Here is a 16369-nt window from a genome sequence, read left to right as displayed (position 1 = left end):
CAAATTATGTGTTTGCCTTAGATCCAGTGTGGGAGCGGGCTTGCTCGCGAATGAAGGGTAACGCGGTGTCAGGCCTGGTTTTCTTTGGCCTTCAAATTCCGCGCATACCACGGTCGTTTCGGCACGCGGCGGAACAGGTCGGCGAGTTTCTTTTCGTCGCTGCCGAAGGTAATGCGCAGCGCCAGTTTCATGGTTTCCGGGTCCATTTCCACTGACTTGCCGACCTGCAATCCCGGCGTGGTGCTGCAACCGTGGGTCACCGGACCGAGCCAAGGGTCATCGACTTCAACCCAGCGCCCCGGGGCAAACCAATGCACGCCGTTGACTTCCAACCGGCTGACTTCACCCGGATGGAAACGCTCGTGCGCACGGAACCAGTCTTCAATCCGATCATCGATCCAGCCATGGAAATGCCAGAACACCGGATTCACGTGGGACGAAAACGGATCACCCAAGAAATCGTTTTCCGGGGCAAACCAGCGCGCCGCAAAGTCGTCCAGGTCGCGGGCGAGCGGCACTGGTTGACCGTTCGAAGGGTCGCGCGGCACTGACGCCCAGCGCATGTGCAACCAGTCGTGCAGCCCCAGCTCCACTTCGGAACCGAATTGGCCAAGGGTCAGCTTCGACAGGTATTGCGGATCGCGGTACTGCGATTCCCAGACCTGGAAATTGCTCTGGTACGTCTCGGCCGTCTTGAGGTCGGCGACCCATTGCGTGTATTCGTCATCGCCTTCGGCCAGCCAGGTCGGCGGCAGCGATGTACCGTCGTGGTTGTCGAAGTACCGGGCGAAACCGGGGCGATCACGCAGCAGTTCTGGCTGCGGTAACGGAAAGTATTGCCAGGACGGCAAGTCCTGCATCGAGCGCGCAGTGCCGAGCATGTGCCGGTGCATGAAAAAGAAGTCGACCCCGGAACCGTTGCGATCCTTGCGCGCGCCGCGAGCATCGCGTTCGTTATCCCGAGGGCCGGGCTGCCAGCCGATGCCGCGCAGGGCATCGCGCTTGTCGTCGGACAGTGTGTGCCATTTGTCCCGGGACGCATGCCAGAGCTGGTGAAACAACCGATGCTCCGGCGACACCAGCCAGGCCAATAACGTCGGGTTCAACCCCGTTCGCTCGCGGGCTTCGGGGAAAATTCGTTTGACCGCGAGGAAGCGATTGTCCTGCATCGGCAGGGCCAACGGACGATCCAGTCGCAACACCCGGCCACTGAGGCTACCGCTGCCGGCATTACCAAACGCGGCCCAGACTTCATCGAGGTCCATGTTGAATTCGTAATCGGTGGTGCCATTGGCGCCGACCAGTCGCCAGCTCAACTGCGAGGCATTGGCGTCGGCCAGGTCGCCGACAATCCGATAACGCGGCACCTCACTGCTGCGCAAACGCTCGGCAGTGTCAAGAAAACCGCTGACTCCGCGCCCCTTGTGGCCAATGTCGATCAACACTTCGAGCCCGTCCCGTGGCACGCCGTCGAGGCCGGCATCGCGACCGTCGAAACGAATCGTCCAGACCCCGCGCAAGGAGTCGGCCAGGCGCTGACCGGCGACGTCCGCCACATCGAACGACGCCTCACCGGGGGTGATCGTCGGGTCCGGCCTCGTCCATTCGCGATGCCCATAAAAAGCTGCAGGCACGGCTGCGCCGGTCAGCGCCAGGCCCGCCATGAACCATCGTCGAGAAATCGTCATTGCCCTACCTGTGTCAGCCATGGAAGCAGGCTTTATCCAAGCTAGAACGTTCATCCCCCCGAAAAATTTAAGAGCATCGCGAGCAAGCTCGCTCCCACATTTGATTTGTGTTCACCGCGGTCCAATGTGGGAGCGAGCTTGCTCGCGATGAGGCCCGAACAAATACCTAAATTCTTGCGTTAGCCACTCGTTCTTCCCAGATAGCAAAGGCCCCTGCGCCTGCACCGGGGCGGCGAACCTGACTGAGATGGCAATGACAACACCACGTTCGAAAAAGGCTCTTTACATCGGCCTGCCGCTGGCCCTGGCGATCAGCGCCGGTGCAGGTTTTGCGGTTTGGGATCACTGGTTCAAAGACAACCCCGGATACCCGCTCAAGGTGCTTCAGCAGGCCGATGAGTTGCACGAACGGATGCTCTCGTTCGACAGCCACATCACCGTGCCCCAGGAGTTCGGGACCACTGGCAACGAAATCGACAAGGACGGCAGCGGCCAGTTCGACCTGGTCAAGGCCAATCGCGGACGCCTGTCCGGTGCAGCCCTGACGATTTTCGGCTGGCCGGAACTGTGGAACGGCCCCAACGCGCCGCACAAACCCACCGCCGGGTTCGTCGCCGAAGCGCGTAACCAGCAAGAAGTCCGCTACAAAATCATCTCCGGCATGGTTCGCGACTTCCCCAATCAAGTCGCCATCGCCTACACCCCGGCCGACTTCCGGCGCCTGCACGGCGAAGGCAAGTTTGCGATTTTCATCAGCATGCTCAACGCCTATCCGCTGGGACATGACCTGAACCTGCTGGACTTGTGGGCCGCTCGCGGCATGCGCATGTTCGGCTTCAGTTACGTAGGCAACAACGACTGGGCCGACTCCTCGCGCCCGCTGCCGTTCTTCAATGATTCGCCGGATGCCCTGGACGGTTTGTCAGACATTGGCAAGCAAGCTGTGCAGCGCTTGAATGACCTCGGCGTGATCATCGACGTGTCGCAGATGTCGACCAAAGCCTTGGAGCAAGTCGCGCAATTGAGCCGCACACCACTGGTGGCCTCACACTCGGCGCCACGGGCGATGGTCGATATTCCGCGCAACCTCAGCGACAAGGAATTGCAGCTGATCAAGAACAGCGGCGGCGTGGTGCAAATCGTCGGCTTCTCCCAGTACCTGCGACCGCTGAGCCAACCGACCCAGGACAAACTCAACGCCCTGCGCGCCCGCTTCGATCTGCCGCCGCTGCCTAACATGGCCTACGCCTTGATGCCGGGCGACCCGATTATTGCCGCGTGGTCCGAGCAGAAGTTCGGCGAGTACGCCGGTCAGCTCTACGCGATCCTCGACGAAGAACCGAAAGCCAGCCTCAAGGACCTGGGCGACGCCATCGAATACACCGTGCGCAAGATCGGCATCGATCACGTCGGCATCAGCTCCGACTTCAACGAAGGCGGCGGCGTCAAAGGCTGGGAGAACGTCGGCGAAATCCGCAACGTCACCGCCGAGCTGCTGTCGCGCGGTTACTCCGAGGCCGACATCGCCAAGCTCTGGGGCGGCAACTTTCTGCGGGTCTGGGATCAGGTGGAAAAAGCCGCCAAACCCGCCCTGATTTCTGCTCGGGAAGCCAGCAAGCCATGAGTAATCGTCGAGACTTTCTCAAACAGGCCGGGATCCTCGCCGCCGCGCTGCCATTGGGCGCCGGCCTGCAAAATGTCGCCAGCGCCGCCACCCTCGCGCCGCTACCTCGGGACAAATGGGCGCAGTTGCGCCAGTTGTTCAACCAGGACCCGAACTACCTGCACTTCTCCAATTTCCTGATCACCACCCACCCAAAACCGGTGCGTGAGGCGATCGAGATGCACCGCGCCGCGCTGGATAAAAATCCGGGGCTGGCAATGGATTGGGATCTGGGCGTTATCGAACAGCGCGAAGAAGACGTGCGGGTCTGGGCCGGCAAATACCTGCAAGCCGATGCCAGGCAAATCGCCCTGACCGGCAGCACCACCGAAGGCCTGGCGATGATTTACGGCGGCGTGCACGTGCGCCTGGATCAGGAAATCCTCACCACCGTCCACGAACACTACGCGACCCACACCATCCTCCAATTGCGCACGCAACGAGACGGCACCAAGGTGCGCAAGATCGCGCTGTTCAAGGACCCGCAAACCGTCACCCAGGAAGAAATCCTCGCCTCCATAGACCGCAGCATCAAACCCGAAACCCGGGTGCTCGGCATGACCTGGGTGCAATCCGGCAGCGGCGTGAAAACCCCGATCAGCGAGATCGGCGCCCTGGTGGACAAGCACAACCGCCATCGCAAGGACGAGGATCGGATCATCTACCTGGTCGACGGCGTGCACGGTTTTGGCGTCGATGACCTGAGCTTCCCGGCGATGAACTGCGACTTCTTTATTGCCGGCACCCACAAATGGATGTTTGGCCCCCGTGGCACCGGCATCGTGTGCAGCCGCAGCACCGAGGTCAAGTACGTCACGCCGATCATCCCGACCTTCTCCGAAGCCGAGCATTTCTCCACCACCATGACCCCCGGTGGGTATCACGCCTTCGAGCATCGCTGGGCACTGAGCGAAGCCTTCAAGTTGCACCTGCAACTCGGCAAGGCCGAGGTTCAGGCGCGCATCCATGAACTGAACAGCTACCTGAAAAAACGCCTGCAAGAACGCCCGCAGATCGAACTGGTCACGCCGCTCAGTCCCGAACTGTCCGCCGGTTTCACCTTCTTCCGGGTCAAGGGCAAGGACAGTGGCAAAGTCGCCGCCTACCTGATGGCCAACCGCGTGGTCTCGGACGCCGTCGAACGCGACGTCGGGCCGGTGATTCGCACCGCACCGGGCCTGCTCAACACCGAAGCGCAAATCGACCAGATGCTGGCCGTGCTCGACAAAACCCTTTAACCCCAGACGCTGCCTTTTACCCTTTATCGAGATCAATGATGAACAGTGACCTGCGTAGTTTTTCCTTGAAGGCACTCCCGGCCCTGCTGTTGGCCGCTTTGGCCGCTTTGGCCGCCAGCCTGATGCCGGGCGCGGCCCAGGCCGCCGCCCCGGCGCAACCGGGCAAGGTGTTCAAGGATTGCAAGGACTGCCCGGAAATGGTCGTGCTGCCCACCGGCACTTTCACCATGGGCACCCCGGAAGATGAAGTCGGTCGCGAACCCGATGAAGGCCCGCTGCACCCGGTGACCTTCGCCACGCCGGTGGCGATCAGCCGCTTCCAGGTATTGAAAGGCGAATGGGACGCCTACATCCACGACAGCGGTTACGTGATGCCCGACGGCGACACCCGCCCGGGCCGTGAATGCAAGGCTGGCATCCCGCGCTACGAATACACCGCCAAACACCCGGCCGTGTGCATGGACTTCCCCGAGGCCAACGCCTACGTGGCGTGGCTGTCGAAGAAAACCGGGCAGAATTATCGACTGGTCAGCGAGTCCCTGCGCGAGTACGCGGCCCGTGGCGGCACCAGCGGTCCGTTCCCCTTCCCGTTCGATGAAGGCAAGGAATACAGCATCGCCAAACACGCCAATACCTACGGCGCGGCAGACGGCTACAACTTCACCTCGCCGGCCGGCAGCTTCCCGCCCAACGCCTTTGGCGTGTACGACATGCACGGCAACGTCTACGAATGGACCGCCGATTGCTTCAACGATGACTACGTCGGCGCCCCGAGCGACGGCAGTGCCTGGCTGACCGGCAAGTGCGAATACCGGCGCATGCGCGGCAACGACTGGAGCGAAGCCCCGGTGTTCTCGCGCTCCGGCAACCGCAACGCCACCTCCCCGGATGACCGTGGCGACTGGCTAGGCTTTCGCGTAGCCCGAGACCTGTAAGGTCTAAATGTGGGAGCGAGCTTGCTCGCGATAGCGGTGGGTCAGGCGAGATTTTTTTCGCAGGAAGACCGCTTTCGCGAGCAAGCCCGCTCCCACAGGGGATCTGTGTCGTGCGCAAATTCTGCGACCACTGGAGATCTAATATGGGAGCGGGCTTGCTCGCGAAGGCGGATGGTCAGCCAACAGGATGCGGACTGACACACCCACTTCGCGAGCAGGCTCGTCCCCACCCATCGCCAGACCTGTAAGAAACCCGTGCGCGGCTAAATCGCCGCTCACGGGTTTCGTCTTTTAAGCAGCCAAACTCTTGAACCATTGCCCTTAGCGGCACCAGAAGCGGAAACCTCCATGACCTCAAATTCCCGCGGAGCCATCAGTGAAGTCCTCGGCCTGCTCAAGCCATTCCGGGTCATCGTTGTGGTGTCGATCGCGCTCGGCATGCTCGGCGGCCTCAGCATCACCGCGTTGCTGGCGACCATCAATGACGCCTTGAACGCCGACGGCAGCCCGACACCCCGGGTACTGCTGACGTTTGTCGGCCTGTGCGTGGTGGCGTTGCTGACGTCGATCCTGTCGGACATCGGCACCAACCACGTCGGGCAGAACATCATTGCCGGGCTGCGCAAAAACCTGGGCGAAAAAGTCCTGCGCGCGCCGATTGAACAGATCGAACGCTTTCGCAGCTATCGGCTGATTCCGGTGCTGACCCACGACGTCGATACCGTCAGTGATTTCGCGTTTTCCTTTGCGCCGCTGGCGATTGCGATCACCGTCACCCTCGGTTGCCTGGGCTACCTGGCCTGGCTGTCGCTGCCGATGTTCGCCTTGCTGATGGTGGCGCTGGTGATCGGCACACTGGTTCAACTGGTTGCACGGACCAAGGGCATTCAGGGTTTCGAGGCCGCTCGCGCCGCCGAAGACGAACTGCAAAAACACTACAGCGCGATTGCCGATGGTGCCAAAGAACTGCGCATCCATCGTCCGCGCCGCCAGCGCATGTTCAGCCAACGCATCGAAGCCACGGCCGACTACATCTGCAACACGCACATCCGCGCAGTGAACACCTTTGTGGTGGCCAAGACCCTCGGCTCAATGTTGTTTTTCGTGGTGATTGGCCTGGCGCTGGTGCTGCAATCGTTCTGGCTGGGCACCGATAAAGCCGTGCTCAGTGGCTTCGTGCTGGTGCTGCTGTACATGAAAGGCCCGCTGGAATACCTGGTGACCACCCTGCCCGTCGTGAGCCGCGCCAACGTCGCGTTCAAGCGCATCGCCGATCTGGCGGAACAGTTTTCCTCGCCGGAGCCACACCTGCTGCTCAGCGACAAAGCCGCGCCGAAACCGCTGGTCGAACACCTGGAGTTGCGCGACGTGCACTACGCCTTCCCAGCCGTCGACGGCAGCAAGCCCTTTGCCCTCGGCCCGGTCAACCTGTCAATCGCACAAGGCGAAATCGTCTTTATCGTCGGCGAAAATGGCGGCGGCAAGACCACACTGATCAAGTTGCTGCTGGGGCTCTACGCGCCACAGGGTGGCGAAATCATCCTCAACGGCGCGCCGGTCATGGCCGAAAATCGTGACGACTATCGCCAGTTGTTCACCACGATTTTTGCCGACTACTACCTGTTCGATGAACTGGTGCAGGGCGATCAGGAAATTCCGGAAGACGCCAACCGCTACCTGGAACGCCTGGAAATCGCCCACAAAGTCACGATCCGCGACGGCGCCTTCAGCACCACCGACCTGTCCACCGGCCAGCGCAAACGCTTGGCCCTGCTGAACGCCTGGCTGGAAGAGCGCCCGGTACTGGTGTTCGACGAATGGGCCGCCGACCAGGACCCGGCCTTCCGCCGCATCTTCTACACCGAACTGCTGCCGGAACTGAAATACCTGGGCAAGACCATCATCGTTATTTCCCACGACGACCGTTACTTCGATGTCGCAGACCAATTGGTGCGGATGGAAGCGGGTCGGGTCATCAGCGAAAAAGCGCCGGTCGCGACCGCCTGAGCCCTTTGCGAGAACCTTCATGAACGAATTGCTTGATGATGATCTGCTGGCGCTGCTGATGTCCGATGCCGCAGACGATGAACCCTGCGCGATGACGCAGCGACTGGACCGGGCGCCGCTGTCGTTTGCCCAGCAACGCCTGTGGCTGGAGCAACAACGGGCGCCGGACAGCTCCGCCTATAACTTGCCTCGCGCGTTGCGCCTGACTGGCGAACTGAATATCGAAGCGTTGGAAGTGGCGCTGAATCGCGTGATTGATCGGCATGACATTCTGCGCACAGCTTTCACTGAGCTTGATGGCGTGCCGACGCAAGTGGTCGAGCGTCAGGCTCGGCTGACGTTGCATCGTCAGGACCTCACGGCGCTCGATATTCAGGCCCGTGCCGATGAACTGGCGCAGCGTATCCAGAGCCAGGCCACGCAAGCCTTCGACCTGAGCCAGGCACCGCTGATTCGCGCGACGCTGCTCAAGACCGACACGCGTGAATATGTGCTGCTGCTGAACATGCATCACATCGTTTCCGACGCCTGGTCCAACGGGATTCTCATGCAGGACCTGTCCCGCGCTTACGCCCAGGCCTGCGTCGGCGATGATTCAACCCTGCCGCCGCTGACAATGCAGTACGCCGACCACGCCGATTGGCAGCGTGGCGAATACCTCGACAGTGCCGCGTGCACCCGCAGCGGCGAGTATTGGCGTGAGTACCTGGGCAGCGAATTGCCGGTGCTCGAATTGCCTCAAGACATCGCCCGCGCCACCGGTCAGCAGCATTTGGCCGGCCGTTTTCAATGGACGCTAGAGCCGGCCCTGAGCCAGGCCTTCAACGCCTTCTGCCAGCGACAAGGTTTGACCCCGTTTGTGGTGGCGCTGGGTGTCTGGCAGTTGTTGCTCGGGCGCTACAGTAATCAAAACGACTTCACCGTCGGCGTGCCCAACGCCAACCGCAATCGTGGCGAAACCCAGGAACTGGTCGGGTTTTTCGTCAGCAGCCAGGTCTACCGCGCGCGCCTCGATTCGACTCAACCGGTTGCTGATTTACTCCAGGACCTGCGCGGGCAATCCCTCGCAGCGCTGGAGCATGCCGATTACCCGCTGGAGCTGATGCTCGATCAACTGCAACGACCGGGCGGCCAGAGCGCCAATCCGTTGTTCCAGGTGCTGTTCAACTGGCGCACCGGCGGCACCGAGACGCAGCCCGTTGAATGGGACGGCTTGGCGCTGGAGTTTCTCGACGCCGGTGAGAACCAGGCGAAATTCGACCTGTCGCTGGACATCGACTATTCGCACCAAGGCCTGACCGGGACCTTCGAATTCAGCCGCGACCTCTACCATCCGGCGACCATCGAACGGATGGCCGGGCATTGGCAGAACCTGTTGCGCGGGATCATCCAGGCACCGGAGCGTAGCCTCGGCGAACTGCAACTGCTGAGCGCGGACGAACAGCAACTGACCTTGGCTGACTGGAATCGCCAGCCAACCGTGCTGCCGCGCGAACAGTGCCTACATCAGTTGATCGAGGCCCACGCCGAGCACTCCGGTGATGCCATCGCCCTGAGCTTCGGCGAGCAACACATGAGTTACGCCGAGCTCAATCGCCAGGCTAATCGACTGGCGCATCAACTGATCGGCGAAGGCGTCGGCCCGGATGTGCTGGTCGGCATCGCCGTGGAGCGCACGCCGCAAATGATCGTCGGCCTGCTGGCGATCCTCAAGGCTGGCGGCGCCTACGTGCCGCTGGACCCGGCCTACCCCGCCGACCGTTTGGCCTACATGATCGAGGACAGCGGCGTCGCACTCGTCCTGACCCAGACGCACCTGCGCGAACAGTTGACGCTGCCGGCCGACGTTCGCTGCCTGCTGCTTGAGCCATCGTCCACCGGCCCCGAGCACAACCCCGACGTCACAGTGCACCCGGACAACCTCGCCTATGTGATTTACACCTCGGGCTCCACCGGCAAACCGAAAGGCGCGCTGCTGCCCCATCACAACGTGGTGCGGCTGTTCCAGGCCACCGCCGGTTGGTTTGATTTCAATCACCGCGACGTCTGGAGCCTGTTCCACTCCTACGCCTTCGATTTCTCGGTGTGGGAGATTTTCGGCGCGCTGCTGCACGGCGGCCGGTTGGTCATCGTGCCGCACGCGGTCAGCCGCTCTCCGCAAGAGGTGTATGCGCTGCTGTGCGCGGAAAAAGTCAGCGTACTCAACCAGACGCCGTCAGCTTTCAAGCAGTTGATGCAGATCGCCTGCGAGCCGGGGCAACCGCTGACCCAACACCTGCGCTATGTGATTTTTGGCGGCGAAGCGATTGACGTGCAGAGCCTGCGCCCGTGGTTCGAACGCTTCGGTGATCGCGCGCCGCAACTGATCAACATGTACGGCATCACCGAAACCACCGTGCACGTGACCTACCGACCATTGTCGTTGAATGACCTGGATTCGAACGCCGCCAGCCCGTTGGGCGTGCCGATTGTCGACCTGTCGTGGTACGTGCTCGACCCGCACCTGAACCCGGTGCCCAAGGGTTGTGTCGGCGAGTTGTACGTTGGCCGCGCCGGTCTGGCGCGGGGTTACCTCAAACGCACCGACCTGACCGCGACCCGCTTCATTCCCGATCCGTTCGACCCGCTGCCCGGTGGGCGTCTGTACCGCACCGGCGACCTCGCCCGTTATGGCGCCGACGGCAGCATTGAGTACATGGGCCGCATCGATCATCAGGTGAAGATTCGCGGTTTCCGCATCGAGCTGGGGGAAATCCAGGCGCGCCTGCAAAGTTTACCGGCGGTGCAAGACTGCGTGGTGCTGACCCACGAAGGCCCGAGTGGTCTGCAACCGGTCGGCTATGTGATCGCCATTGAAGAGGCCAACTCAGAATTGCGCGAAGAGTTGTTGGACGCACTGAAGTTGAAGTTGCCGGACTATATGGTCCCGGCGCACTTGCTGTTCATCGAGCACTTCCCGCTCAACGCCAACGGCAAACTCGACCGCAAGGCATTGCCCGAACCAGACGCCAGTTTGTGGCAGCAAAACTACGTGGCGCCGAGCAATCATCTGGAAGAAGCGCTAGCCGGGTTGTGGCAGCAAACCCTGGGACTGGAACGGGTCGGCGTCACCGACAACTTCTTTGAACTGGGCGGCCATTCGATTCTGGCGATTCAATTCATCTCGACCCTCAAGTCCCGGCTCAATATCGAACTGCGCCTGCAAGAACTGCTGGCCCAGCCGAGCATTGGCGAGTTGGCGGCGTTCATTTCGCGCAAGCACCATGATCAGACTCAGTGCGTGGTCGAACTCAACAGCGCACCGGCCGGCGCACCGACGTTGTTCTGCGTGCACCCGAGCGGCGGCATCGTGTTTTGTTACCAACCACTGGCGAAAAAACTCAAGGCGCATGCCGGGGTTAGCGGTGTGATGCACCGTGGATTCGGTAAGCAGCACAACGACCGGCAAACCTGGGACGAGATGATTGACGACTACAGTCGCGAAATCATCAAGGCCCAACCTCAGGGGCCTTACCACTTGATGGGTTGGTCCCTGGGCGGCGCGATTGCGCTGGACATCACCGCGACCCTCGAAGGTCTGGGGCACGAAGTGCGCTTCCTCGGACTGGTCGACAGCACCATCCCGGAACACGCCTACCCCGCCGACATGCCGCGTTATCGACAACTGAACCCGCACGAAACCAGCGATGAAGCGTCGGAAGAATTCCTCGACGCCATTCACTACTTCGACCTGCTGTTCCCTACGCTCTCGGACCGCACCGCGGCTTACCTGAAAGACTCACCACAGAGTTCAGCCAAGGATTTTTATGACTGGGCGGCGGGTCAGATCGAACCGGGTCAGGGGGATTTGTTGGCGATTGTGCAAAACGTCAAAAACGAAATCATGAACGCCCAAGCGTTCTCGGTGCACGATCGATTGGTGGAGGCGTTTGCGGCGTTTACCTTCAAGCCAATCAACGTCAAACCGAGTTGCTGGTGGGCACTGCCGGAAAAAACCGAGCAGGAGCAGGCGCTCAGCGAAGCGTTGATCAAGGGCTACAGCCGCTCGGGGGAATTGAACTGTTCGGTTTACTCGCCGCTGCTGCACCGCAGCATGATCTTCGAAGATGAAATGATCGACTCGTTGATCGAGACCTTCCTGGCCAGCACCCTCCTGCGCTGACCTGCCTCGCGTGATTGCAACCCGCCGCAGCGCTACGGCGGGTTGCCCTTTCATTCACGCACCTGGCGGCTATCCAGGCTTGTGGTTATCCAGTACCCGATTGACCGCCATCTCACCCATCAGGAGCGAACGATGCAACACCAGCATCGTATGGCGTCGCGGTCCGTCCGTCAGCTCGACGAGATCGTTGACCATCTTGCGGGCCGTTGATAACGATTCGTAGACCTCGACCAGCAACGTTTCGTCATCCACCGCTGCGTCGATGGTGAAGAAGGTGCAGGAACTGCGGGGCGGTATCTGCGTTTTCGTCGCCCCGGGTTTGAGGTAATAGCTGAGCGCGCGGTCGGCCGCTTCTTTCATTTTCTTGGGATCAAGTTCAAAAGCGGCGTCGCAGGGTACTGGACCCGTATTCGGGGGATTGGGTGTGACTTTGAACATAGATGAAACTCCATCGCAAATTTTAAGGAGCCATCACCTTCGCTACCAAACGAATAGGTGGCGGCCATGCATGGGTTGGTAGACCGGTCGCGATAGAAAACCCGGCGCTCACAAAGGAGCCCCACGCATGACCACCATATAGAGCATGTCCCAACAACAGGGCTGCATAAGGTGTTGCCATACGACTATCACGACGGGCTACCAAACCCGATCACTGTTTTGCAGTGACCAGCAAACGATATAGCCCACCCCACAGCCGCACAAGCCGGCGGATTCTGGCGTACGCGTAGGCAACGGCGCAAGGCGTTGTAGCCGTTTATGACGTAACACTGAGTGTCTTTAAACACGCGCCATTCAACGCGTGAACCCACATCAAGAATTTCAGGAATTCTCTGACAGCATTCAGGGAAAAACCCACTTGCCTAACCCGCGACATTTGGCGCTATCATTGCGTCAAATGTCGTATTGGAGGGCATCGGTATGTCCGCAGCGAATCAGGTAGAAGAACGAGCAGCTAAATACATAGGAGCGAGCACAAAAAAGGTCAGCCGAAAGCCGACTGAGGTGCTGTTACATGGCCGCAGAGGTGACACGCTTATGTTGATCATCCAATACACGCAGGAGGGCTTTGACCTGAGTGATGTCCAGGACATGCTTTCCACGTCAACGCTGTACATGGAGCACAACCTTGTTCAGCGCATCACCGGCAAGTCCATCAGGACTGTCCAACGCCTGGTGAAAGAAACCAAGCCGGTGCGTCTGAACCAGCAGCAGAGCACGGTTGCCTTTCAGTATGCGCAAACCCTGGAGCACGCAACCAACGTATTTGGCGACCAGCAGTTGGCTGAGGACTGGCTGAAGAAACCCTGTAAGTACCTGGACGATCATGTCCCGCTGGAGCTGATCGACAACTCGCTCGGTTTCCAGGTGGTAGAGGATTACCTGACCCGGATTGAACACGGGGTCTATCAATGAATCCTTTACCCTGGGACGGGAAGTGGCACGCTTGGCGTCTGGATCGCGAGGTTTACAAGGACACATGGGACAGTGGTGTTGGTGCACAAAGAACCGGTGGTCGATGGAACCCTCCCGGCCGCCGGGTTATTTACGCCTCGGCCGATCCCTCGACTGCCATTCTGGAAGTCTCAGTCCATGCGGGCTTCGATACCCTTGACAGGGTGCCTCACGTACTGACGTGCTTCGAAGTGCTGGACCCGAACATCATCAAGATTGTTCAGCCCGACGATGTACCGAACCCGAACTGGCTGGTCCCGTCCCTGCCCTCGCCCAATCAGCAGCAATTTGCTGATGAGTTACTGGCCGAGCATCCTTTTGTGCTGATCCCTTCCGCGGTGACCCGCCATTCATGGAATTTGCTGGTGAGCTGCGACTTGGCCGGGGATCAATTCAAGCTTGTCTCGCAGGAGCGCTTTGGGTTGGATACGCGGTTGGTCAAGTAAGCGATCAGGCTATGGGCCCGTTAAAAATAGCGCGCTGCGAACGCAGACCTTGTGGCGAGGGAGCTTGCTCCCGTTGGGTCGCGAAGCGGCCCCCTGCATTCTTCCAGGCACACCGAGTCGCCTGGATTTACGACTGCTTCGCAGCCGAACGGGAGCAAGCGCCCTCGCCACAGGTCAGCGTCACGCCTGAATGAGTGACATTGGGCGACATTTTTTTCAGGCCATAAAAAACCCGACCCACAATCTGCGGGTCGGGCTCGTTACCACTTACACAGCGCTTATCAGAACTGCGGCTTGTACGTCACGCTGAACATCATGTTGCGCGGGTCGCCGTAGTAGTTGTTGGCGCCGATCTGGCTGTAGGACGGGATGAAGTACTTCTTGTCGAAGATGTTGTTGAAGTTCACCGCCAGGTTCACTTCGTCGTTCAGGTCGTAGCCGACGCGGGAGGCCCAAATGGCGAAGCCCGGTTGGTTGAAGTTGCGGTCGAAGCTGATGGTGCTGGTCTGAGCGTTGACGCCGCCACCGACGCTGACTTTGTGGAAGTCACCCGGCAAGCGGTAGTCGGCCCACAGGCGCGCCATGTGTTTCGGGGTCCAGGTGCTGAAGACTTTGCCTTTGAGGTCGGTGTCTTCCAGGAACTTGGTGGTGTTGTAGGTGTAGCTGCCAGACAGTTGCAAGCCTGGCGCCACTTCACCGCCGACTTCCGCTTCGAAGCCCTCGCTGCGGACCTTGCCCGATGCCTTGGAGCAGTACCAGCCGCCGCAGGCTTCGCTGCTTTCGATGTCGGTGCTCAGGTCGGTGACCGCGCGGTTTTTCTGCTCGGCACGGAAGATCGCGAACGAGGTGTTGAGCTGGCCATCCATCAACTCGCCTTTGAGGCCGAGTTCATAGTTGTGGCCTTCGATCGGCTTGAGTACCACGTGTTGCTTGTCCATATCCGTTTGCGGGATGTAGACGTCGGCGTAGCTGCCGTAGGCCGACCACTGTTCGTTCAGCGCATACACCAGGCCGGCGTATGGGGTGATCTTGCCGTTGTGCCGGGTGGTGCTGTTGACCGCGGCGGTCGGGTCCACGACGCGGGCAAAGGAGTTTTCGGCGTCGTACTCGTATTGATACCAGGTCGACCGCGCGCCCAGCGTCAGGGTCAGCGGGTCGGCCAGTTTGACGCGCCAGGTGCCGTAGAGGCCTTTCTGGCGCACGTCATAGGTACTGGTCGTCAGGTTCGCGACGTCGGCAATCGAGTTGAAGCTTTGTTGCGGCCGATGGTGGTCGATGTCGTCGATATCAACGCCCGGCGTAAAGGCACGCGCGTATTGGTCGTCGGAGGTGTACTTGGAATAGTTGCCACCGAACATCACACTTTGCTTGAACGACAGCGCTTCGAAGTCGCCATTCACGTACACGTCAAAACCACGGTTCTTGTTGTAGAAGTCAGTGGAGTAATCGGCGTACTGCGGGCCGGTGGAGGTGCCCGGCGTCACGGCACCAGTGATGAACTGGTAGGTCGATTCGTTCGACTCGTTCATGGCCAGGGCGGTGGCCTTGATTTTCCAGTTGTCGTTGAAGTGATGCTCCAGGTCCAGGTAAACGGAGGTCTGGTTATTGAAGCCACGGTTCCAGCTCGAGCCGCCGTAGGCAGAACGCCCCAGGTTCAGCGCGGTGCCGTCAGCGTAGCGTGGCAGGCCGATCAGGTAAGGCGTGGAATGGCTGGTCTTGTTGCTGAAGCCGACGCCGAGCACGGTGTCCGGGCTCAAGTCGAAATCGAGGGCGCCGTAGACGGTTTGTTCCCAGTTCGACACGTAGTCGGTGAACGATTTACCGGTTTCGTAGTTGACCACCGCACGACCGCGGATGGTGCCTTCATCGTTCAACGGGCCGCCGACATCGGCCTGGGACGCGTAACGGTCCCAGCTACCGGCCTTGGCGCTCAGGGTCACGGTCGGCACGTCTTGCGGACGCTTGCGCACCATGTTGATCGCGCCGCCAGGGCTGTTCGCGCCTTGCAGCAGGGCCGACGAACCACGGAGGATTTCCATGCGGTCGTAGATCGCCATGTTCTCGGTGATGTAGCTGCCCAGCGAGTACATGTTGCGCGGCACGGGCACGCCGTCGTACTGCAACGACTCGATATCAAAACCGCGGGCATAGATGAACATGCCCGGCCCCGGAGTCTTGATCGAACTCATGCCCGGCGTGGCTTCCAGCGCCTGGGTCAAGGTGGTGATGTTCTGGTCGTCCATGCGCTTGCGGGTCAGGACGCTGACCGACTGCGGGATGTCCTTGAGTTTCTGCTCACCTTTGCCAATGGTCACGGCGCCGGTGGTGTAGGAATTGGTGCCTTCGGTGGTGGTGCCCAACTGTTGCGCGTTGATGGTCGTCGCGCCCAGTTCCAGACCCTCGGTCGAACTGCCGCGCACCAGCATCAGCGTGTTGCCTTCAAAGCTGTAGCGCACGCCCGTGCCCTTCAGCAGTTGGGTAATCGCCGCTTCGCTACTCAATTTGCCGCTGACACGGGTGCTGCGCAGGCCGGCCATATCGTCGGCGTTGTAGATCACCTGTTGATTGGTCTGCGCGCCAAACGCCTGCAGGGCCTGAGGCAAAGGCTGGGCCGCAATATTGAGGGTGAATTCTTCAGCGCACACCTGCGCGCTGAGCGGCAGCAGACAGGCCATGCTCAAACCGGCCAACGAGCGACGCGAGCGCAGGGTTCGGGCAATGACCAAGGCCTTGAACAGAGGTTTCAACTCATGAATTGCTGACATCGTGCTCTCTATT

General features: G+C 60.4%; 10 protein-coding genes. 7 read left to right on the top strand and 3 right to left on the bottom strand.

All coding sequences use genetic code 11. The features are described 5' to 3' along the window. Positions 1–68: 68 nt before the first annotated feature. Positions 69–1688 carry a pyoverdine maturation tyrosinase PvdP gene (gene pvdP / locus AC1MEW_RS14015; protein WP_480426675.1) on the bottom strand — a complete coding sequence of 540 codons (1620 nt, stop codon included), beginning with the start codon at positions 1686–1688 and terminating at the stop codon, positions 69–71. Between the two features lie 253 nt (positions 1689–1941). On the opposite strand from pvdP, the gene pvdM reads away from it, so the two are divergent. The 5 genes from pvdM to AC1MEW_RS13990 all read left to right on the top strand — a co-directional run bounded on the left by pvdM (position 1942) and on the right by AC1MEW_RS13990 (position 11693). Further along, complete coding sequence (gene pvdM / locus AC1MEW_RS14010) at positions 1942–3312, top strand: pyoverdine-tailoring dipeptidase-like protein PvdM (protein ID WP_480426674.1); 1371 nt, start codon at positions 1942–1944, stop codon at positions 3310–3312. Continuing rightward, positions 3309–4589, top strand: coding sequence for a pyoverdine-tailoring periplasmic protein PvdN (gene pvdN / locus AC1MEW_RS14005; RefSeq protein WP_201255724.1), 1281 nt, complete (start codon positions 3309–3311; stop codon positions 4587–4589). Before pvdM ends, pvdN begins: the two co-directional genes overlap by 4 nt. A gap of 38 nt (positions 4590–4627) precedes the next feature. Then, positions 4628–5524 carry a dihydropyoverdine dehydrogenase gene (gene pvdO, locus AC1MEW_RS14000; protein WP_480426673.1) on the top strand — a complete coding sequence of 299 codons (897 nt, stop codon included), beginning with the start codon at positions 4628–4630 and terminating at the stop codon, positions 5522–5524. A gap of 348 nt (positions 5525–5872) precedes the next feature. Next, positions 5873–7531 (top strand): cyclic peptide export ABC transporter, encoded by a 1659-nt coding sequence (locus tag AC1MEW_RS13995; RefSeq protein WP_201255722.1) that lies wholly within the window; start codon positions 5873–5875, stop codon positions 7529–7531. Between the two features lie 19 nt (positions 7532–7550). Continuing rightward, positions 7551–11693, top strand: coding sequence for an amino acid adenylation domain-containing protein (locus AC1MEW_RS13990; protein WP_480426672.1), 4143 nt, complete (start codon positions 7551–7553; stop codon positions 11691–11693). A gap of 69 nt (positions 11694–11762) precedes the next feature. Here AC1MEW_RS13990 and AC1MEW_RS13985 read toward each other — a convergent pair whose 3' ends face one another. Continuing rightward, entirely contained in the window at positions 11763–12131 is a 369-nt protein-coding gene (locus AC1MEW_RS13985) for a DUF6124 family protein (protein ID WP_480426671.1), read from the bottom strand. Between the two features lie 480 nt (positions 12132–12611). Between AC1MEW_RS13985 and AC1MEW_RS13980 the strand changes: the two genes are divergently transcribed. Together AC1MEW_RS13980 and AC1MEW_RS13975 are read left to right on the top strand one after the other, a co-directional pair. Beyond that, a complete protein-coding gene (locus AC1MEW_RS13980; protein ID WP_201255719.1) occupies positions 12612–13106 on the top strand; it encodes an antitoxin Xre/MbcA/ParS toxin-binding domain-containing protein in 495 nt (164 codons plus the stop codon). Continuing rightward, on the top strand, positions 13103–13591 hold the full coding sequence (locus AC1MEW_RS13975; RefSeq protein WP_201255718.1) for an RES family NAD+ phosphorylase: 489 nt from the start codon (positions 13103–13105) through the stop codon (positions 13589–13591). Before AC1MEW_RS13980 ends, AC1MEW_RS13975 begins: the two co-directional genes overlap by 4 nt. Positions 13592–13872: 281 nt before the next feature. On the opposite strand, the gene AC1MEW_RS13970 is transcribed toward AC1MEW_RS13975, so the two are convergent. Next, positions 13873–16356: a TonB-dependent siderophore receptor gene (locus AC1MEW_RS13970; RefSeq protein ID WP_480426670.1), complete on the bottom strand. Its 2484-nt coding sequence runs from the start codon at positions 16354–16356 to the stop codon at positions 13873–13875. Between the last annotated feature and the right edge of the window lie 13 nt (positions 16357–16369).

It is taken from the genome of Pseudomonas sp. ASL4, assembly GCF_056680395.1.
The sequence above is the reverse complement of the archived record's forward strand: the minus strand, read 5'-3'. Positions and strand labels throughout refer to the sequence as shown.